Raw genomic sequence first — 22,096 nt, 5'->3', positions numbered from 1 at the left:
GTAACCGGTGATCAGTGATCGGTAATCAGTTTGTTCGTTATATGTTTAAATTTAAAACAATATGAAAAAATTATTCATTCTTAATTTTTTATTTTTAATTCTTCACTGCGCCATCGCGCAAACCCCTGCCCCTGCTCAAACAAAAAGCATATTATTAATGAATGGCATCGCGCATTTAGGTAATGGAAAGGTAATTGAAAATTCAGCAATAGGATTTAAGGATGGAAAACTCAATTTAGTGGCGGACGCCACCGCAATTAAAATAAACGGCTCAGCGTTCGATACAATTATTAATATACCCGGCAAACATGTTTATCCCGGTATAATAGCCCCAAACTCACCGCTTGGTCTTATTGAAATTGAAGCGGTCCGCGCCACAAATGATTTTGATGAAGTGGGCTTGATCAACCCTGAAGTGCGAACACAGATCGCGTTCAATACGGATTCAAAAATAATTCCTACTGTTCGCTTTAATGGGGTTTTGATAGTGCAGGCAGCACCCCGTAGAGGAATGCTTTCAGGAACTTCGTCAGTTTTTATGCTGGATGGCTGGAACTGGGAAGATGCTTTGCTAAAAGCCGATGATGGTGTACACTTGAATTTTCCTCGTCTGCCGATTGAAAAAAGCAATTCGGATACCGGCAACGCCAACCGGAAGCTTCAATATGTAAACCAAATAAACGAATTGAAAAAATTCTTTCTTGACGCAAAAGCCTATAACGAAGCCGACGCTCATGAAGAAAAAAATCTTCGTTTTGAATCAATGAAAGGTATTTTTAACGGGTCTAAGAGACTCTTTATTAATGCGGATCATGTGAAAGACCTGGTAGCGGCGATCAATTTCATTAAGGAAAATGGGATCAAAAGCCCGGTTATTACCGGAGGTATGGACGCATGGATGCTTACCGCTATGTTAAAAGAAAATAATATTCCTGTTATGGTTAGCCGGATACACGATCTGCCCATGCGGCCCGGAGATGACATTGATATGCCCTTTAAACTTCCCTCGCTATTACAAAAAGCGGGGATTTTATTTTGTTTACAAAACGAAGGAGATATGGCAGCCATACATACCCGGAACATACCCTTTTATGCTGGTACAGCCGCCGCATACGGACTCAGTAAAGAAGAGGCCCTTATGTCAGTTACGTTGAATGCCGCAAAAATATTGGGCATTGATAATCTTGTTGGAAGCCTGGAAAACAATAAAGACGCTACCCTATTTATTTCTACCGGAGATGCGTTCGACATGAAAACCAACAATGTTGAGATGGCGTTTATTAAAGGGAAAAAACTTGACCTGAACAACGATCAAAAGACATTGTATGAAAAATACAAAAAGAAATATGCGCTCAGATAAGGGGTTTTCTGAACGATTGTATATTTATTGTATCACCAGTTTCTTTTTGTAAATAGTGTCGTTGGTTGTAGCTATTATATAATACACTCCTTTGGCAAGTGTTTGATTCAGATCCAGTGCAAAAACATTTTCACCCGAATTTTGTGTGATAACAATCTTCGAAAAGTACTGTTTGCCCGAAATATCGTATACCACAACCAACACCTCTACATTTTCAGAAGTTGTAGGATGCAGTTGTGCAGGATTATCGGGTGTGGCCGGGTTAGGGAATATGTAAAATGCCTCCTGAAGATCACTGAATACAACTGACTCCAGCCTGGAGTAGGTATACTTACCGTCAAAATCGGTTTGCTTTAAGCGGTAATAACTCAGGCCATTTAAAGGATTGAGATCCTGAGTACTGTAGGTTAACAATTTACTGCTGTTTCCGGCTCCCTTTACAGTCGCCACCTGTTCAAAGTTATGAATACCATCTCTTGATCTCTCCACAGTAAAGTAATCGTTATTTGTTTCTGTTGAAGTTGTCCATTCTAATTGTGTGTACTTGTTATCAACCGCCTTTGCTGTAAAATTTATTAGCTCGATAGGCAGAGGATTTTCGTAAAAACCGCCTGAACTGTCAGTTGCCAGGGTAAACGGACTGAAAGAAGTTACAACCGCGGAGGTTTGAAGGTTACCTGACGTGGTAGTACCGGTCGTATTCAGGAATCCAAGGTCTTTCCACTTGGTTCCGTCCCATTTCGCAACTCTGAGCAGAGATAACGTTGCAACACCACCGCTCCGTGGTGAATCCCAATATAACGAAGGCGTTATATCCGAAGTACCGTTGGTACGGTCGAGTATCCAGTATTCGGCACTGCTTACGTGATCAAGTGTCGTATCTTTTAGTGTTCGGGTGTATCCCTGGGCATTCGGACTGTTATCGAAATACCTTGCTGTAAAATGATCGGTTGTAAGTGAAGGAGCAGTTATGCCAATAGGTGCATACTTGCTTACATTATTTCCGGTAGGGAATACAAATGCTTCATTACCAATCTTTCTTACTCTGCCATTCACAAATGAATTATTGCTGGCCCCGCTGGTGGTTGCATCGTCATTAAATGTTACCAGTTCGTCGGCAGGAGAAGCAGTAGTGGCACATACAACACCATCAGTGAATGTGGCCGAGTGCGCTATCACAATATCGTCGACAATTGAAATGGAACCCGCCGCATCTGTCGGAACCACCGTATTATTAAATGTAACGTCATAGAAAGTTTCAACATTATTATTGATATTTATTGTTTGAAGAGCTGTGCCATTAAAGGTTACCATACCGAGACGTTCAGTAAAAGTACCTTTGTCGGTCCAGTTGCCAGCCAGTGTTATCGAATAATTAGAGGCAGTTACATCCATTACATTGCTTGGGTCGATCAATAAATTTCCACGAATAATAGTATTTGCATTTAATGATTTAGTAGCGGCTGCCGCAGGTGAATTTGTTAATGTTAAATGTGAATAGTTTGCAGGAGTTGTACCAAACAACCCTTCAATAGTTTGATCCGCCCCGGCATTATATACAACATAAGAGGGGTGGCCAAAATTGACTGATGCAGGAGTATAATTTACAGGGAATGTTGTTACGGAACCGGCAGAGCCCAACGTCAGTTGACTTGTAGTTGCCTGCATTGTTATAGCATTCGGACCGACAGCATCAAAACTTATCTGAAAACCACCATCATAAAAATTATTATACACTGCTATATAAATAGAAGTATTCACAAGAACCGGTTCTGTGAGTGTTTTTGTCATCATAGTTGTGCCTGTAGCGGCAACTCCTGGCACAGCTCTTATTAAAACAAGATTACCGTAGTCTGGCAACCCGGAAACAGTTTGCGTTGCATTAGCGCCAAAGTAAACAGTACTCGTCGGATCAAGCGTAATATTGGCATAAACAAAATTAGTTGGAAAAATAGTAGCAATACTGTTGCTTCTGCCAATATATAAATATGAACCAGCCGACATTGTCATTGTCCCTGTTCCGTTACCAGTAATCTGATATCCATTATCATAATGAAAACCACTGGTAATTAAGAAATTATTGTTGATTGTTATGGCATTATTCTGTTTAACCCAACTGCTGAACGCGGTACCATTTGTTCTTAATACAGTTAAATTATAAAAAGTTGTTGCTGCAGAAGTCGTTATAGTCTGGTCAAGTGGATTTTGTGAATTTGTTGCATCAAATATTACCGAGCCGGTTCCACTAAGAAAACTTCCACTGTTTGAAACTGTAAAGTCTCCTTCCAGGTTTATTGTAACGGCATTTGCACGTACAATTCCGGTTTGCACCGTAAAGTCTGCATAATAGCCATAAAACGACTGGCAATTAATATTCAGGTTATCGGCAAGGGTCCAGTCTCCGGCAGTATTATCAAAAACCATTGGGCCATAAAACTGAGCGCCATTAGAAGTAATTGTTTTGGCCGATCCTGCATTAAAGTAGAAGGTCCCTTCGAAATTATTGGTCATATTGGCTGCCAGCGTAATGTTGCCGGATACATAAATATATCGCTTAAACCCATAAGTGTTCGTAGCGCCTACAATACCATTATCTAAGAATGAACCTGCGGTAGCTCCGGTACAGTCAAAATCATTCACATAGGTATACATCTGATCTACATCGCATGTTTTGTTGGAAGCCGAAGTAAATGAACTGGCGTCAAACCGAACATTATCTAATGGCCCGGGAGCACATTCATTTGTTGCACTGTAAACGCCGGAAACGAGGGACCAATTATCAGGATTTGACCAGTTGTTGTTTACGCCAGTTGAGTAGGTGCCAGTTTTGGTATTAGCTGCCAGTCCGCCTACCCAGTAAAAGGTTTTAGCAGCTTCCGGTGCATTAAATGTGATCCCCGTATTATTCCCCTGATCCATACCTGAATTAATGGTAAGGTTAGCGCTGGTAATATTCAGATCCTTCGCCATCACGTATGCAAAAGTAGGTCCATTTGTAAACTTCACCTTCGCTGCAGTTCCTGAACTAATACTCTTGAATACACTCCAACCGTTACAGCTGCCTGTGTAAGTAACCCGGCCAATGGCAGTTGTATCAGTCCCGGTAGTACCGAATTGGAATGTGCTTGCGGTAGCCACTACCAGTTCATTAATAGTGGTGGAAGTACCGGGAGCATTCGATGGTAAAATGGTAATGCTGGAATTCTTTTGAACGATCATACTGTCAACAGCAAAAATACCGGTTGCGACATTGGTAGAACCGCCCAACCCGAATGCAGATCCAACTCCCGTGTTTATTGTCCCGTTAATAATTACAGTATTGGAAGTTAAAGTAGTTGTTATCGCAGATATACAATTTGTGGCAACAATTACTCCTCCTGAAATTGTCGCCTTCTTTTCAACATTAAATGTATAGCCGTCACGCGCTCCATACATTATACCCGGTGAATTGCTTACATATATGTTACCTAAAATTTGTATCGTGTCAACGGCACTGGTGATAATAGAGCCCCTTGGCGCAGTGGCACCAAGGTCTGGACCCACGCCGACTGTAAAATTCCCTAATAATTTTATTTTATTTCGAAAATAGGAAGTGGTCCCGGCAGTAACTACCGGAGAAGCGGCAGCAGGAGTAGCCGCAGGCTGGTTTTGTGTAAAATTGCCCTGCACTTCGGCAAAATTACCGTATATATCAAACGAACCTACATTAACATTTCCGGTAAATATCATGCGGTCGGCCGAACCCCATGTTGTTCCGTTAGCGCCCGAAATCGAAACATATTTACTTGAAGTTATATTTCCAAATGTTTTTTGATTGGTGTTCACACTACCCGCATCAATACGAAGAGAGCCGGCAGTTCCCGAAGTTACAATATCACCGAAAGTGATCCGCTCTGTTGTATTTGCAACTGTACCGGAAGTTATTTGCAGTGTACCGGTGATAGCATTTGCTGTAATTTTAGGTATTGTTTTTGCGATAGTACCAACCTGAATTGTAGCGCTCGTACCATTTAAATAGATCTGAGAGGTAGGTGATGATGTAAGGGTAAAGTTGGTTGTATTACCCCTAAAATCAATCGCCGTTCCGGTTCCATAAACATTTACACTGGATGTCCCTAAATTAAGTGCGCGAACATTATCTACAATGTTGCAATTAAGTATATTACAATATACAGGCTTGCTATTTGTGTTTAGTGTTCCGCTTTGTAATCTGAGAATTCCGTCAGTGTTGTTATAATCTACATATAAATAATCTTGTACAGTATAAGTTCCTCCTGTTGAATTTATTGTTACCCAACTGTTAAAAATGACACCTGTTGTTGTAATAGTATGACTCCCGGTTCCATTAAACTCCACTTTTCCCGCATATGTTAACGCCGCTGAAGCCCAGGTCCAGGAACCCGAACAATAAAAAGTAATTGTAGATGCACCGGCAAAGGTTGGGTAATTAAGAACTCCTGTTAAATTAAAATTGGCACAAGTGGGATTTACGTTAAAAGTAATAGTTTGCGAAGCGGCTGTAATCGAATTGGCATCGAAAAAAACATTATCAGCGGCTGTTGGAGGAGTTGCATAAGCACTTCCCGCTCCGCCTGATGAGCTCGCCCAATGTGTAAGATCACTCCAGTTTCCTCCATTTCCCCTCCAGTAATAGTTAGCGGCATTAGCAGATTGCAATAAAACAAATAAGCCCGTTAAAAATAGAAATGCAAAAGAATTGAAAAACTTCTTATCGGAATAAGTCCGCGACTGGCGGTATAAACTAAAAGGATATGGTACTACTTGTCTTTCCATCGGCAAAAATATTAAGAAATATCAACATTCAACCTATAAATATTCGACTTTTCTTAGGTACTTATACGTATTTCAAAACCTAAGGTTACATTGTACATTGACACTTTTCAACAATTACTGATCAATAACTCTTCAATTATACATCAACAAAATATAACTAATTGATTTTCAATTATTTATAATAAATTTCATTTAGCCCAGTAAATTACCGGCTTAAAATTATTGATGGACTCTGCGAATAATCTGAAAAAACCCTGTTAATAAGTATACAATAGGTGAAAAATAGCTGTTCCGTAAATGCAATTTTTCTTATAAGCACATTTTATTTTTACATTTATACCGCAGGTATCCTCACTCATTTTTTAGATATAAATGAATTCGTGGGTGTTTCACAGTTCCGAAAATCGGAAAGGATCGCAACAGCTCCATTGGCAGCGGGTTTCGATCGATTAATTACTGACAATTAAAACAAACACTATGTACCAATCAATTTACACTACGCACAAAATAGTAGTATTGCTGTTTTTACTTATTTATCTTATAAAAACAATTTTATTGTTAGCCAACAAAACTGAACAACTGGCTAGATTTTCCAGGCTGTTCAAAGTCCCTGAAATGATAGTAAGTTTTTTATTTCTTGCTTCGGGCATATATATGCTCACACAGCAACCTGAAATAAATAAACTGATGATCTTCAAACTCATCGCTGTATTTGCTTCAATCCCGATTGCGATCATTGGCTTTAAACGGTCGAATAAGGCACTCGCCTCTTTAGCAATGCTATTAATAATAGGGGCTTACGGATTAGCTGAAGTGAATAAAAAACAAAAACCAAAAAGCAATGATACAACTGTTGTCTCATCAATCGATGGTAAAGAACTTTATTCTGCTTACTGCACCAAATGTCATGGCGAGGATGGTAAAGCCGGACTGATGGGTGCAACAGACATTTCACTATCACAATTGGACGATGCGGGCATTATCGAAATGATCACAAACGGAAAGAACAATATGCAGGGTTTCGGCAGCCATCTAAACCCCGAACAAATTGCCGCTGTATCTGAATATGTAAAAACGCTCCGTAAATAATTTTTTCCTTTCAGATGCAAAAAAAAATATCCCTGAGGAAGCAGCTGATTGACACTGCAAAACAAGCTGACACCGCTGTATTGGTTGGTATAATTGCAAAACAGCAGGATGAACAGGAAGTGAAAGACTACCTCGATGAGCTTGAATTTTTAGCCAGTACTGCCGGAGTAATTACACTAAAACGATTTACTCAACGCCTTGATAAACCTGACATTCGCACGTTTGTAGGTTCCGGAAAAGTGCTGGAAATAAAAAAATACGTTGACGAAAATAATGTATCGCTGCTCATTTTCGATGATGAGCTGTCTCCCTCCCAGATCCGTAACCTGGAAAAAGAAATGGGAAGAAAAATCCTGGACCGCACCAATCTTATACTTGACATATTCGCCGCCCGTGCTCAAACCGCACACGCTCAAACACAGGTAGAGCTTGCCCAATACCAATATATGCTTCCCCGCTTAGCGGGTATGTGGACCCACCTTGAACGTCAACGCGGCGGTATAGGTATGCGCGGACCGGGTGAAAAAGAAATTGAGACCGACAGACGTATTGTGCGCGACAGAATATCCCTTCTTAAAGAAGATCTTATTAAAATTGACAAGCAAATGGCGTCTCAGCGCAAAAATCGCGGAGAACTTATCCGGGTTGCGCTTGTTGGTTATACCAACGTTGGTAAATCAACTATTATGAATATGCTTAGCAAATCAACTGTATTTGCCGAGAACAAATTATTCGCCACACTTGACACTACAGTGCGCAAAGTGGTTATTGATAATGTTCCTTTTTTACTTTCGGATACTGTTGGTTTTATCCGTAAGCTGCCCACACACCTGGTTGAATCCTTCAAATCGACGCTGGACGAGGTTCGAGAGGCAGATATCTTATTACATGTTGTGGATATATCGCATCCTAAATTTGAAGACCAGATCAACGTTGTTAACCAGACTCTTGCGGATATTAAAGCGCACGACAAACCAACTATACTTGTGTTCAACAAAATTGATGCGTATAAATTTCTTCCAAAAGACGATGATGATTTAACTCCTGTTACCAAAGAAAATCTCAGTTTGGATCAATTGAAAAAAAGCTGGATGGGGAAAATTAATTCTCAATGTATTTTTATTTCAGCAACCAATAAACAAAACATTGAAGAGTTTAAAACTTTACTTTATAACATGGTGAAAGAAATGCATGTTAAACGCTATCCGCATAATAACTTACTGTATTAACCCATAGCCGTCCCCCACCTCTCTATCACAACGCAGATGCATGATTAACAGCAAGTTAAATTTAAAATTGACTTCCTTATTTATACCATCCGCTAATATTAGTCTATGAATAACCGATCGAGAGTGGAAAAGCGTTTAAATTTAGACTATAGTATACCGGGCATCGGTATTACATAAAAATCACCTATTTTTATGTCCCGTTAAAAAATAAAAAGCATCCCGCTTAAAGCGGGATTTTTTTACTCTAACTAATTTACTTATGCTTAATCACATCGAAGGCAACCTCGTCGAAAAAACACCTACGTACGCAGTGATCGATTGCAATGGCCTTGGTTATTTGCTCAACATATCGCTGAACACCTACTCCAAAATGGCCGCCAGCGGTACCTGTAAGCTATATGCCGAAGAAATGTATGTACGTGATGATCTGCCAAAACTGTTTGGCTTCGCCGATATGCAGGAACGGCAGCTATTCCGGCACCTGGTGTCCGTATCCGGAGTCGGAGGAACAAGTGCAATCATGATGCTTTCATCACTATCGGCCCGGGAAATTCAACAAGCCATACTGACCGGAAATGTTACTTTACTGAAAAGCATAAAAGGCATTGGTGAAAAAACAGCTCAACGCATTATTGTTGACCTGAAAGGCAAACTTGGAAAAAGTGAGCTTTCCTCTGATTTTATGATAGTTGCGCACAATAACAACCGCGATGAAGCGTTATCTGCATTAGTGAATCTGGGCTTTGCTAAAAATGTTACAGAAAAAGCCCTTGATAAAGTCATAAACAGCTCATCCTCAGAGCTTAATGTTGAGGATCTGATAAAGGCAGCATTAAAAAATTTATAATCCAAGGCTCAAAATAAACCGAATTACGGATCAGTATTGTTACACTATTCGTAATTCGGTTTGTTTATGATTCGAAAGTTCACAAAAAAGCTTGGCGAATAAAGCAATTAAATACACTTTTTTAGCGGCAGCATCCGCTACTGTCTTATCAGCTTTTATTGGCACTAAAGCCAAAGAGCGGCCCGCCGGCACCTATCCCATTTTTAAAGAAGAAGGAATTGCAGCTTCAGCATTACCGGCCGATTCTCCTGCAGTGCCCACCACAAAACTCAAATACAATTTCAAAGATGAATCTGTTCAGGATCCACTATACTACCCCAATAGCGGAGGACTTAAACTTACTGACCCCACTAACATCGATAAGAAAATAGATTATGATCCGGTTACGGGACAATATAACATCAGCCAGAAAATGGGTAACCTGGATTACCGGCCGCCAACCTATATGTCGCCCGAAGAATACATGGATTACCAGATACAAAAGCAGGTAAAAAGTTACTGGCGCCAACGTACAACTGCCGAAGCTACAACTCAGGCGAACCGTGCCCTGATTCCCAAACTTCATGTGAGCGGGGAACTATTCGACCGTATTTTTGGCGGCAACACAGTCGACATTCGTCCGCAGGGAACAGCCGAACTTATTTTTGGTGTTAATAATTCGAAAACCGAGAACCCTATACTGCCTGTTAAGCAGCGAAGCATTACTACATTCGACTTCAATGAAAAAATTCAGCTTAACGTGATTGGCAAGATCGGCGATAAGCTAAAGCTCACGACCAACTATAACACCGAAGCCACTTTCGACTTTGAGAACCAGATGAAGATTGAATATAACGGCTATGAAGATGAGATCATAAAAAAAATAGAAGCGGGTAACGTAACACTTCCTTTAACAGGTACACTTATCACCGGCAGCACAAGTTTATTTGGAGTAAAAACCCAATTGCAATTCGGCAAGCTGACAGCTACGACCATTTTCTCGCAGCAAAAAGGGAAAAAATCGGAAGTGAACGTAACCGGCGGCGCGCAAATAAGTAAGTTTGAAGTGACTGGTGATAACTACGAAGCCAACCGCCACTTCTTTCTTTCCCAATATTTCAGAGATCGCTTTGATACGGCCCTGAGTAAACTCCCCGTTATTCAATCTCCTGTTAGTGTCACCAAGGTTGAGGTATGGGTCACCAACAGAAGCAGCACCACCACCGATCTGCGTAACATTGTTGCATTTTCTGACCTGGCGGAAGACTCCGGCCATGTTTCAAAATACCTGAAATCACCGATCATTGAGGATAGCACAGGCTACTTACCAAAAAATGGCGCGAATAATCTTTATTACCAGATGGCCGACTCCCTGGTCGGAAAATTAAGAGACCGTGATTTTCCAAAAGTAAGCGCTAATCTTGCAGGTACGCCTTACGTGATTGCACGCGACTATGAACGAATAGAGCTGGCCCGCAAACTGGCTCCTACTGAATTTACGTTCAACCCGCGCCTGGGGTTTATTTCACTTAACCAATCATTGAATTATGATGAAGTTCTGGCTGTGGCTTTTCAATACAGCATTAACGGCAAAACATACCAGGTTGGCGAGTTTTCAACTGATGGGATAACAAGTCCCAAACCACTTTATATAAAATTGCTTAAGGGTACAACAGTTAATCCGCGACTGCCTATTTGGGACCTGATGATGAAAAACATTTATTCCATTGGCGGATACCAGATAAATCCACAGGATTTCAGATTAGAGGTTTGGTACAACAACCTCTCAACCGGCGTCGACATTAATTTTCTCCCTGACGGGCCTTATAAGGGCATCCCCCTTGTGCAGGTACTTCCGCTCGACCGCCTCAATTTAAACGGTGACGCAACGGCTGACGGTGTATTCGACTTTATTGACGGTGTTACCATAAGCGCCGCAAATGGCCGGATCATTTTTCCCGTAGCTGAACCATTCGGAAGTTATTTATATAAAAAAATACTGGGCAGCCCTCCCACTTCGGACACATTAACCACCCGGCCTTTTGCCGAAAAATATGCATACAAACAGTTGTACGATTCCACCAAAACAGCGGCCATACAGATACCGGAAAAAAACCGATTCAAACTCAAAGGCTCTTATAAATCATCTTCAAGTTCAGAGATAGCACTCAATACCGTAAACGTTCCGCAAGGTTCAGTAACGGTTACGGCTGGAGGGATTAAACTTACTGAAAACATTGACTATACAGTTGACTATACACTCGGCCGTGTAAAAATAATCAACGAAGGCATACTCAACTCGGGCACACCAATTAAGATCTCGCTCGAAAGTAATTCGCTATTCGCATTACAGTCAAAAACAATGATAGGTGCTCATTTTGATTACCGGGTAAACAAAGACTTTATACTTGGAAGTACGATCATGCGTTTAACTGAACGCCCTTTGACACAAAAAGTGAACATAGGTGATGAACCTATTTCAAATACAGTTGTTGGACTGGACGGAAACTATAAAACAGAAGTGCCTTTTATTACAAAGCTTGTTGATAAATTACCGTTCATTAGTACAAAGCAGCCCTCTAACCTTGTAGCATCGGGTGAAGTAGCAAAACTATTTCCCGGACACAATAAAGCTATTGGCAAGGATGGTAATTCATACATTGATGATTTTGAAGGAAGTATTTCACGTATTGATATAAAATCGCCGCAGGCCTGGTCGCTGGCCAGTATACCACAGGGGCAGCCCGGACTATTTCCCGAAGCATCATTGAACGACAGCCTTCCTGCTGGTTTTAACCGTGCCAGGCTTAATTGGTATATCATCGATCCTCTTTTATTGCGTAATACACCCGGCTTAACCCCCGGCAATCTGGGCCCCAACGAAATGTCAGACAACTTCACACGTGAGGTGCTTGAAACTGAAATATTCCCCAACAAACAATTGCCAAGCGGAACGCCTACCAATACACCGGTGTTTGATCTTGCATACTATCCACAGGATCGCGGGCCTTACAATTACGACGTAACCGGACTATCAGGCATTTCAAGCGGCATTGACGTGAATGGAAAATTAAATAATCCTAAAAGCCGCTGGGGCGGTATTATGCGCCAGGTGGTAACAAACGATTTTGAAGCGACCAACATTGAGTACATACAATTCTGGATGATGGATCCTTTTAACGCCGACAATATCAACCCTAACACTACAGGCGACCTTTACGTAAACCTCGGCAACATTTCGGAAGATGTTTTGAAAGATTCACGCAAAGCATTTGAAAATGGTTTACCTATAGACGGAAGCAATTCAACAAATATTCCTTACGACGAAACGAAATGGGGCAGAGTTCCCGCCATCCAGTCAATTGTAAACGCATTTGATGTGAATGAAGCAGCGCGCCCTTACCAGGATGTCGGGCTGGATGGATTGACCAATGGTGATGAAAATTCGTTTTTCAATAGTTCATATATTCAAAAAGTCTCCGCCCTGCATGGCGCCACTTCAGCCGCCTATCTGAATGCTGTAAAAGATCCTTCCGGAGATGATTACCATTTTTATCGCGGTTCAGATTATGACAACACTAAGCTCACAGTGCTTGAACGCTACCGTCAATACAATGGTCCCGATGGCAACTCCCCGGCATCCGGTCAGGCAAATCATGAGGGACTTACCGAAAGCTACACCACTTCAGCAACATCAACACCTACTTCTGAAGATATTAACCGCGACAATACCCTAAGTGAAAGTGAAGGTTATTTTCAATACCGCTTAAGTTTACGGCCCTCCGACTTCAATGCAGTTGGACAAAATTATATCACCGACATTCTTTCAACCTCCGGACAAAATATCAAGAACGGAACAACAAAACCCATCAAGTGGTACCAGATTAAAATACCAATCAGGGAATTTGAAACAAAAGTAGGAAGCATTGAAGATTTTCGTTCCATCCGTTTTATACGCATGTTCTTTAAAGGTGTTGACAAACCTATTGTGTGCCGCTTTGCACGTATGGAATTTATTCGCGGAGAATGGAGAACATATAACAACTCTCTCCTGGCTGACGGAGAATACCTGGGTACAGACGGCCGCAACGCCTCGTTTCAAACGGCTGCTATCAACATAGAAGAGAACGGAACACGTGCGCCGGTAAACTACGTTTTACCTCCGGGCATTGATCGCCAGGTAAATATTCAGTCTTCCAATCTCGCCCGGTTGAACGAGCAGGCATTGTCAATGCGCGTTTGCGGTCTGGAAGACGGCAATGCAAGGGCCGCGTTCCGCACAACCAGTCTTGACATACGCATGTATAAAAAGTTAAAAATGTTCGTCCATGCTGAAGCCGGCCCAAATGGCGATGCCCTTAATGACGGCGACCTGCGTGTGTTCATCCGGCTGGGGAGTGATTTTAGCAGCAACTATTACGAGTATGAAATTCCACTGAAAGTGACCGCGCCAAAAAACTACAATGGAGGTAACCAGGCCGACCAGTATGCCGTATGGCCGCTGGCAAACGAACTCGACCTGGAATTTGCCAAACTGCAATCGGCTAAACAGCAGCGTAACATCGCCTTAACCAATGGCACAGCCACAGCCAAGCTAAATATCCGCTACATGGTAAGTGATGGAAGCAACAATATTTACATTATGGGAAATCCAAACCTGGCCGGTGTTAAAACAATCATGATAGGCATACGAAATCCAAAGCAGCAACCCGGGAGTACCACTGATGACGGACTGGCGAAATGCGGTGAAGTTTGGGTAAACGAATTGCGCCTGAGTGATTTTGACGAACAAGGCGGATGGGCATCCATTGCACGGATCAAAACCGACCTGGCTGATCTGGGTTCAATTTCTATTGCGGGAAATTATAGCACACCCGGCTGGGGCGGGATTGAAAAGAAAGTGAACGAACGTCAGCAATCAACCAATTACGGATATGACCTTTCGTCCAATATTGAACTTGGGAAATTCACTCCTTCAACATTGAACATTAAAATTCCTATGTATTTCGGATATTCCGAGTCGTTTATTGTTCCGCGGTTTAATCCGCTTGACCCCGATATAAACCTGAAAGAAGTTTTAAGCGATCAGGCCATTCCTCAAACACAAAGAGATTCACTCAGTACGGTAACCGTCGATTACACACGACGAAAGAGTCTGAACTTTACCAATGTAAAAAAAGACAAAGGGAAAAATAAAAAGACATCTCACATTTACGATATTGAAAATGTGGCACTCTCCTACTCTTTCAGTGAAATTTTTCATCGCGATATAAATATAGAATACAATACAACGCGAACCTATAAGGCAGGTCTTACCTGGTCCTTCTCTCCCACAGCCAAAAGCATTAAACCTTTTGACAAAATAAAACTGAATCCGAAATATTTTTCACTTATCAAGGACCTTAATTTTTCACTTCTCCCCAACAGGCTGGGATTTACAACTGATGTGGATCGCTTTTACAATGAGAGCAAGATCCGCAATAACACCGGATCATCCGATGTAATTATTATTCCGCTTTATAATAAAACATTTAACATGAACCGTTCGTACGACCTGAAATGGGATCTGACGAAAGCCCTTAAGGTTGATTTTACTGCCAATAACCAGGGACGGATAATGGAACCCGTAGGACGGATAGATACCCAGGAAAAACGCGATACTGTTATTGATAACCTATTGGGTCTCGGGCTTACTACAAAATACCGGCATTCATTAAATGTGAACTATACCATACCTATTAACAAATTACCCATGCTTGATTTTGTGAATGCAAGCGTGCGCTATTCCGGCACATACGATTGGACCCGAGCACCCTTTGCCGCCGACTCTCTCGGTCACATCATTCAGAATTCAGGCTCCTGGCAATGGAACGGACAATTTAACATGAGTACTCTTTATAATAAAATACCTTACTTTAAAAAGCTATCGAAAAAACCGCTTGGCGGGATCAAGCCCGATGAAAAACAAAAAGCCAAAGAAAAAGCAGAAGCCGAAAAAGCCGCTGCCGCTACGAAGGATATGGCAAAACTAAAATTAAAACTAAAATCTTTATCGAAAGACACCTCAGGCGCAAATAAGGCAGCTATTGATTCTTTAAAAGCCAAAATTTTAAAGGCCGATACATTAAAACCAAAAAAGAAAGAAAATCAATATGAGATACTGGATTATATTGGCCGGCTTGTTACCAGCGTAAAAAACATTACACTGAGCTATACCGACAATGCCGGAACTACACTTCCCGGTTATTCGCAAAAGACAAATATTATGGGAATGGATAGCCGATTTGAAGGCCCTACTCCCGGCTTCATATTTGGCAGCCAGGCCGACATCCGGCAAAAAGCCATTGATAATGACTGGCTGGAAAAAACCGCTTCAATCAATACTCCATACACAAATAACCGCACACAAAATATTACAGCACGTGTAAATATTGAACCATTACCTGATTTTAAAATCGAAGTGAATGGCAATCGCAACTACAGCGAAACCCGCAGCGAATTTTTCAGGTGGGACGGCCTTTCAAAATCGTTTCAAAGTCAAACACCTACTTTTTCAGGAAGCTTCAGTATATCATTCCTGAGTATACGAACCGCTTTCGAAAAACGAAACAAAACACATTTTTCCCAGAACTGGGAGAACTTTCTCAATTACAGGGCAACGATCTCCAACTTCCAGGCACAGAAGTACACGCTTGCACAACTTAAACAGGATACATCCGGCTTTATGAACGGCTACGGCGCTATATCACAGGATGTAACCATACCCGCATTTGTAGCCGCCTACGCAGGCAGAGCACCACGCAAAAACGACCTTACCACCTTCCCTTTACTTCCAATGCCCAACTGGAGGATAACTTATGATGGATTATCCAAAATGGAAATTATAAAAACATTATTCCGCTCAATTACCCTGAGCCATTCTTACCGCTCAACCTACAACGTAACCTCCTTCACTCAAAATTTAAACTTTGTGGATAATGGCGATGGCCTCACCACTGTCCGTGATGCCACAAGTAATTTTGTTCCGCGTTTAACGATCGGTTCGGTTTCGATATCCGAACAATTTTCGCCGCTGCTTAAAATTGATATGACCTGGAACAACAGCTTGCTCACCAGTTTTGAAATAAGAAAAGAACGCAACCTTTCACTGGCCATGTCGAACATACAACTGCAGGAACTTAACTCCCGTGATATAGTAATAGGCGCGGGTTACAGGATCAAAGACCTTAAGATCAAATTAGGAAAACGTGCCTTTAAAAGTGACCTTAATTTAAAAGCGGATATATCCTTTAAAAACAACATTACCGTAATGCGCCAGGCCGCAACAGATATCACGCAGGCCACTTCAGGTCAAAATATAATTACAATAAAAACTTCCGCAGATTACATACTTAATGATAAATTGACTGTCCGCGCTTTCTTTGACCGTATCATGAACCGACCGGTCATCTCCTCCTCCTTCCCTACTTCAAATACAAACGCGGGCATAAGCTTAAGATTTACGCTGGCGCAATAAACGGGTGTACGACAAATTTCCCTTTGATAATTTTTTGGTGGGATTTCGTGCTTTTGTGTTTTGGTGGCTATGTTTCCTTGCCACAAAGTCACTAAGTCACAAAGGTTCACCAAGCAAGAGGGGTTTTTGTGGTACACCCCAATAAACCCGTTTAGTCAACAAATATTTCCTAAATTTAAGGTCATAAATATATTTTTACTCTGTTATGAAACTACAAAATTACGCACTTGGTAAATGGGTCGCCGGAGAAGGTGACGGCCAGCAACTGTATAACGCTATTACAGGCGAAAATATAGCCACTGCAGGCAGTAAAGGATTGGATTTTGAAGCCATGACGCGTTACGCCCGGTCAACAGGCGGACCTAAACTCCGAAAGCTCACTTTTCACGAGCGTGGCCGCATGCTGAAAGCATTAGCTATGCACCTGCAATCGAAAAAAGAAGATTTTTATAAAATAAGCTGGGCCACAGGCGCAACACGCATTGATAGCTGGGTTGACATTGAAGGCGGTATAGGGAATTTATTTTCATATGCCAGCCTGCGCAGGCAATTTCCCGACGAAACATTTTGCGTGGAAGGTGATGTGGCCAAACTTTCCAAAGGCGGAACGTTTATTGGTCACCACATTTGTGTACCAAAAGAAGGTGTCGCTATCCATATTAACGCGTTCAACTTCCCGGTTTGGGGAATGCTTGAAAAGGTTGCCGTGAATTGGCTGGCCGGTGTTCCTGCAATAGTAAAACCTGCAACAGTTACTTCATTTTTAACAGAAGCCGTGGTAAAAGAGATCATCGCTTCAGGCATTTTACCCGAAGGTGCACTCCAGCTGATCTGTGGAAGCGCCAATGGCATATTGGATCACGTTCTTAACCAGGATGTAGTTACATTCACAGGTTCTGCGCATACAGGGAAAATGCTTAAGGCACATCCCCGCCTGCTTGCAGAAGCTGTACCTTTTAACATGGAAGCGGATTCCCTCAACTGCTGCATTTTAGGAAACGATGTAACACCGGATAAGCCCGAGTTTGATATTTTCATTAAAGAAGTGGTACGTGAAATAACAACCAAGGCCGGACAAAAGTGTACCGCTGTACGCAGAATAATTGTTCCGGAAAATAAAATTGAAGATGTTCAGATCGCGCTGGGCAAACGACTGGCGCAAACTATTATTGGCGACCCCAATGTAGAGGGTGTACGTATGGGCTCGCTGGCCGGACAAGCCCAATTACTGGAAGTAAAAGAAAAAGTAGCACAGCTAAGTAAGACACAAAAAATAATTATCGGCAGTTTCGAAAAATTTGAAGTGAAGGGTGCTGACAAAAACAAAGGTGCATTTATGCCCCCGATCGTATTTCTAAATGATAATCCATTTACAAATACCGATTGCCACAGCATTGAAGCTTTTGGACCCGTGAGCACATTAATGCCTTACAAAACCACGGACGAAGCGATACAACTCGCAAAAATGGGAAAGGGTTCATTGGTAAGCTCGATAGTTACTGCCGATGACAACATCGCAAAACAATATGTATTAGGTGCCGCAAGTATGCATGGCCGCATACTGATCTTAAATAATGATTGCGCTAAAGAAAGTACAGGACATGGTTCACCTATGCCTTTACTGGTACACGGCGGGCCCGGTCGTGCGGGTGGCGGCGAAGAAATGGGCGGCAAACGTGGCGTGTTCCATTATTTACAACGTACCGCCATACAGGGCTCACCCACAACACTTACAAAAGTGACCAATCAATACCAATATGGCGCTAAATACATCGACAAAAAAATCCATCCATTTAAACGCTATTTTGAAGAACTCGAAATTGGCGAAACGCTTATTACCGGCACACATTTAGTCACACTCAAAAACATTGAGGACTTTGCTGAATTGAGTGGAGACAAATTTTATGCCCACATGGATGAAAAATCACTCGAAGGCACAATTTTTACAGGGCGTGTTGCGCACGGCTACTATATTTTATCGAGAGCTGCGGGACTCTTTGTTGATGCACCCAAGGGCCCTGTACTGCTGAACTATGGCATTGATGAGTGCCGGTTCACAAAACCCGTTTACCCGGGATCGACCATTGGTGTGCGCTTTACATGCAAAGAAAAGGCCGAGCAAGAGAAAAAGACGCCGGATGATATTGCGAAAGGGATAGTAAAATGGCTTGTTGATGTGTTTGACGAAACGGGTGAGACCGTTGCCATTGCAACTATATTGACGATGGTGAAGAAGCGGGATCAAAAATAAATAAATTAAACGCAAAGGACGCGGAGGCTTACGCAGAGGGCCGCAGAGAAATAGATGAACGAGGATGAGACAACAAAAATAATTATTGGTTGTGCTATAAAAGTACACAAAGCGTTAGGGCCCGGTTTATTGGAATCGGCTTATGTGGAGTGTTTGTATTATGAATTATGCAAAGCAGGGCTAATGGTAGAAAAACAAAAGCCTTTGCCGTTAGTTTATGAAGAAGTCAAATTAGAAGTTGGATATAGAGTAGATCTTTTTGTGGAAAAGAAGGTGGTTGTTGAAGTAAAATCAGTTGATGCTCTGAATGATATATTTTTGGCACAAACATTAACTTATTTAACACTTTCTAATTCAAAAGTCGGCCTATTGATCAACTTTAATGTTTTGAAATTAATTGATGGTCTGAAACGAGTAGTCAATAAATACTAAATCCCTCAGCGGCCCTCTGCGAAAGTCTTTGCGTCCTCTGCGTTTAAACATTCTATATGGAAACAGGAACAGTACAAACCAAAACTGAAAATGGTATAGCCACGGTAACATTCTTTCATCCCCAAAGCAACTCCTTACCGGGCACACTGCTGCGAACATTGGCCGACGAAATAACCAAGGCAGGCAATGATCCGGAGGCCAAAGTAATTATCCTTAAAAGTGAGGGCGAAAAAACTTTTTGCGCAGGAGCTTCATTTGATGAACTTATTTCTATTAAAGATCTCGAAACAGGTAAAAAATTCTTCTCAGGCTTTGCAGCGGTCATAAATGCCATGCGTAAAGCACCAAAATTTGTGCTCGTCCGTGTTCAGGGAAAAGCGGTGGGCGGCGGCGTGGGGCTTGCCAGTGCAGGCGATTATACATTTGCTATTGACAGCGCTTTAGTAAAACTAAGTGAACTGGCTGTGGGCATAGGCCCGTTTGTTGTGGGTCCTGCTGTTGAACGGAAAGTTGGTAAGGCCGCATTTTCACAACTTACCATCAACGCAAGCGAATGGCACACCGCACAATGGGCAAAAGAACAAGGTTTGTATGCCGGGCTATTCCCGACCGCAGCCGATCTCGATACCGCTATAAACACATTAGCTGATAAACTGGCAAAGAGCAACCCCGAAGCCATGATGATGCTCAAAAAAATAATGTGGGAAGGAACCGATAACTGGGATACATTATTGATCGAACGGGCTGAAATGAGCGGAAAACTTGTGCTATCCGAATTTACACGAAAATTTATTGAGACGTTTAAAGCGGGAACGAGGTAGTTTCTTTAACACAGACTATTTATTTCACCCCTGCCTTATCAAAAAACGCTTTCGCTTTTTCAGCCTGTCCTAAATTCCGGTAACAATTTCCGATGTATTGATATAACTGGCTGTCACCTCCACCCTTCAACTCCATTACTTTCAGAAAATAATTAAGCGAATTAGTGTAATCGCCTTTAACGCCATATATGATAGCGAGGTCATAAACTACATCCACATTTAATGGATTTATCTGGTAGCCCGCTTGAAAATAGGCCAAAGCCCTATCCGTATCGTTCAACTTCTGCGCATAAATTTTACCCGCCTTGTCTAACGCATCCGCATCACCCGGATTTGATTGGAGGTAGGCATTAAAATCATTTAATGCGGCAGGATAATTACTAATATCCATGTAGTATATAGCGCGATTTTTCAATGCGATAGATACCCGGCTGTCGTTGGGGTATTTATTAAGGACATCCGTCCATATCGTTTCATCGTTCTTCCAGACTTTACAACGCTCATACGTCATGCCAAATAAAAATACGGAATAGATGCAGAGTCCCACGATCACAATAACTTTGTATTTAGGATTATTATAACCAATAGTGAAAAACTCACCTATAACAAACAACAACCCTATTGAAGGAATATATGCGTACCTGTCGGCCATGATGGCTGAGCCTACAGGGAAAAACTGCAGCACCAACGCAATGGTGATCGTATAAAAAAAAACTCCGAAAACAATAATTGCGGAGTACTTACGCTTCTTAATAATATTGTACACAATAAAAGCCGCTATCAAAAGTGTAATGACAAATGTAATGTACAGGATCAATGGAACCTGATTCATAACCGATGATCCATTCCGAAAAGGATATGGATATGGGTAGAAAGCGGAAAGTCCTGATGGCACAATAATTTTGGGAATATATTCCACAAAGCCATAGCACGCATGTAGCAGGCGCCGAAAAACAGGCAGATCAGGGCCTTTCACCAAAGCCCCGTATTCCGACTGGATATACATTGCCAAAAGGCCAAAAGCAATGGAGAGAATCACAAAGGGAACTTTTTCAAAAAGATTTTTTTTACTCCACTCCCTTTTCATATAATGATCGATCAATAATAATACAAGAGGCAAACTTGCTGCCATCGCTTTCGATAATAATGAGCAGAGAAAAAATAAAATCGTCAGGAAATAAAATTTCCTGTTATTATCGCGAATAAAATACTGGTAACTTATAAGTGATAAAAGGAAAAAGAAAGTGTATAATACATCCTTTCGTTCGGATATCCAGGCCACAGATTCCACATGCACAGGAAGTAGCCCGAATAAAAGGGATGTTACAGCGGCTGTCACTATACGCCTGCCCGTAAGAACATAAATAAACACGAACACGAGCAATGTGTTCAACAGGTGCAGCAACAGGTTAGTATAATGGTATCCTGCCGGCCCCAAACCCGAAAAATGATAATTAACTGCAAGTGACAAAGTGCAAAAAGGATGGTAATTGGGATAATGATACCCATCTTCCATAAATACCCGCTTGATATTTTCAAAGGAAAGACTTCTTATTTGTGTGTTATTGGTGACATAAGACTGGTCATCCCAGGTTTTATTCAGATCGTTATGGAGTGATGGAAGGAAACTTAAAAACGTAACAACAAGTATCAGTGCGACAATACTATTCTTCTTCCGATCAATATTGTCGTTATTAAATGCAGGCAAACCCTGCGAAACCTGCTTTTCAGATCTTATAGTTGAAGAAGCCTGTTTTTTGTTTTTGATCTTCACAGAA

The 22,096-nt window shown here is 41.7% G+C and carries 10 protein-coding genes; 8 read left to right on the top strand and 2 right to left on the bottom strand.

Translation table 11 applies throughout. The features are described from left to right. Positions 1 to 61: 61 nt before the first annotated feature. Positions 62 to 1,360 (top strand): amidohydrolase family protein, encoded by a 1,299-nt coding sequence (locus HYU69_16135; protein ID MBI2271872.1) that lies wholly within the window; start codon positions 62 to 64, stop codon positions 1,358 to 1,360. Positions 1,361 to 1,384: 24 nt separating this feature from the next. Here HYU69_16135 and HYU69_16130 read toward each other — a convergent pair whose 3' ends face one another. Then, entirely contained in the window at positions 1,385 to 6,154 is a 4,770-nt protein-coding gene (locus tag HYU69_16130) for a T9SS type A sorting domain-containing protein (protein ID MBI2271871.1), read from the bottom strand. A 477-nt stretch (positions 6,155 to 6,631) separates the two neighbouring features. Between HYU69_16130 and HYU69_16125 the strand changes: the two genes are divergently transcribed. The 7 genes from HYU69_16125 to HYU69_16095 all read left to right on the top strand — a co-directional run bounded on the left by HYU69_16125 (position 6,632) and on the right by HYU69_16095 (position 20,318). Then, entirely contained in the window at positions 6,632 to 7,243 is a 612-nt protein-coding gene (locus HYU69_16125) for a cytochrome c (GenBank protein ID MBI2271870.1), read from the top strand. A 14-nt stretch (positions 7,244 to 7,257) separates the two neighbouring features. After that, entirely contained in the window at positions 7,258 to 8,472 is a 1,215-nt protein-coding gene (hflX, locus tag HYU69_16120) for a GTPase HflX (protein MBI2271869.1), read from the top strand. Between the two features lie 259 nt (positions 8,473 to 8,731). Then, positions 8,732 to 9,319, top strand: a complete 588-nt coding sequence (gene ruvA / locus HYU69_16115; protein ID MBI2271868.1) for a Holliday junction branch migration protein RuvA — start codon at positions 8,732 to 8,734, stop codon at positions 9,317 to 9,319. Between the two features lie 91 nt (positions 9,320 to 9,410). Beyond that, on the top strand, positions 9,411 to 16,814 hold the full coding sequence (gene sprA, locus HYU69_16110; protein ID MBI2271867.1) for a cell surface protein SprA: 7,404 nt from the start codon (positions 9,411 to 9,413) through the stop codon (positions 16,812 to 16,814). Between the two features lie 205 nt (positions 16,815 to 17,019). After that, positions 17,020 to 19,065, top strand: a complete 2,046-nt coding sequence (paaZ, locus tag HYU69_16105; protein ID MBI2271866.1) for a phenylacetic acid degradation bifunctional protein PaaZ — start codon at positions 17,020 to 17,022, stop codon at positions 19,063 to 19,065. Between the two features lie 54 nt (positions 19,066 to 19,119). Beyond that, a complete protein-coding gene (locus tag HYU69_16100; protein MBI2271865.1) occupies positions 19,120 to 19,497 on the top strand; it encodes a GxxExxY protein in 378 nt (125 codons plus the stop codon). Positions 19,498 to 19,553: 56 nt separating this feature from the next. Then, positions 19,554 to 20,318 (top strand): enoyl-CoA hydratase/isomerase family protein, encoded by a 765-nt coding sequence (locus HYU69_16095; protein MBI2271864.1) that lies wholly within the window; start codon positions 19,554 to 19,556, stop codon positions 20,316 to 20,318. Positions 20,319 to 20,337: 19 nt separating this feature from the next. Here the strand turns inward: HYU69_16095 and HYU69_16090 are convergent, their stop codons facing one another. Then, positions 20,338 to 22,092 carry a tetratricopeptide repeat protein gene (locus HYU69_16090; GenBank protein MBI2271863.1) on the bottom strand — a complete coding sequence of 585 codons (1,755 nt, stop codon included), beginning with the start codon at positions 22,090 to 22,092 and terminating at the stop codon, positions 20,338 to 20,340. Positions 22,093 to 22,096: the final 4 nt, after the last annotated feature.

Source organism: Bacteroidota bacterium (assembly GCA_016183775.1).
In the GTDB taxonomy this organism is placed as follows: Bacteria; Bacteroidota; Bacteroidia; order JABDFU01; family JABDFU01; genus JABDFU01.
The sequence above is the reverse complement of the archived record's forward strand: the minus strand, read 5'-3'. Positions and strand labels throughout refer to the sequence as shown.

What these genes read in the sequence shown, in the direction of transcription:
- HYU69_16135 (MBI2271872.1), top strand. Translation starts at nt 62, where the DNA reads ATGAAAAAATTATTCATTCTTAATTTTTTATTTTTAATTCTTCACTGC.
- HYU69_16130 (MBI2271871.1), bottom strand. Translation starts at nt 6,154, where the DNA reads ATGGAAAGACAAGTAGTACCATATCCTTTTAGTTTATACCGCCAGTCG.
- HYU69_16125 (MBI2271870.1), top strand. Translation starts at nt 6,632, where the DNA reads ATGTACCAATCAATTTACACTACGCACAAAATAGTAGTATTGCTGTTT.
- hflX (MBI2271869.1), top strand. Translation starts at nt 7,258, where the DNA reads ATGCAAAAAAAAATATCCCTGAGGAAGCAGCTGATTGACACTGCAAAA.
- ruvA (MBI2271868.1), top strand. Translation starts at nt 8,732, where the DNA reads ATGCTTAATCACATCGAAGGCAACCTCGTCGAAAAAACACCTACGTAC.
- paaZ (MBI2271866.1), top strand. Translation starts at nt 17,020, where the DNA reads ATGAAACTACAAAATTACGCACTTGGTAAATGGGTCGCCGGAGAAGGT.
- HYU69_16100 (MBI2271865.1), top strand. Translation starts at nt 19,120, where the DNA reads ATGAACGAGGATGAGACAACAAAAATAATTATTGGTTGTGCTATAAAA.
- HYU69_16095 (MBI2271864.1), top strand. Translation starts at nt 19,554, where the DNA reads ATGGAAACAGGAACAGTACAAACCAAAACTGAAAATGGTATAGCCACG.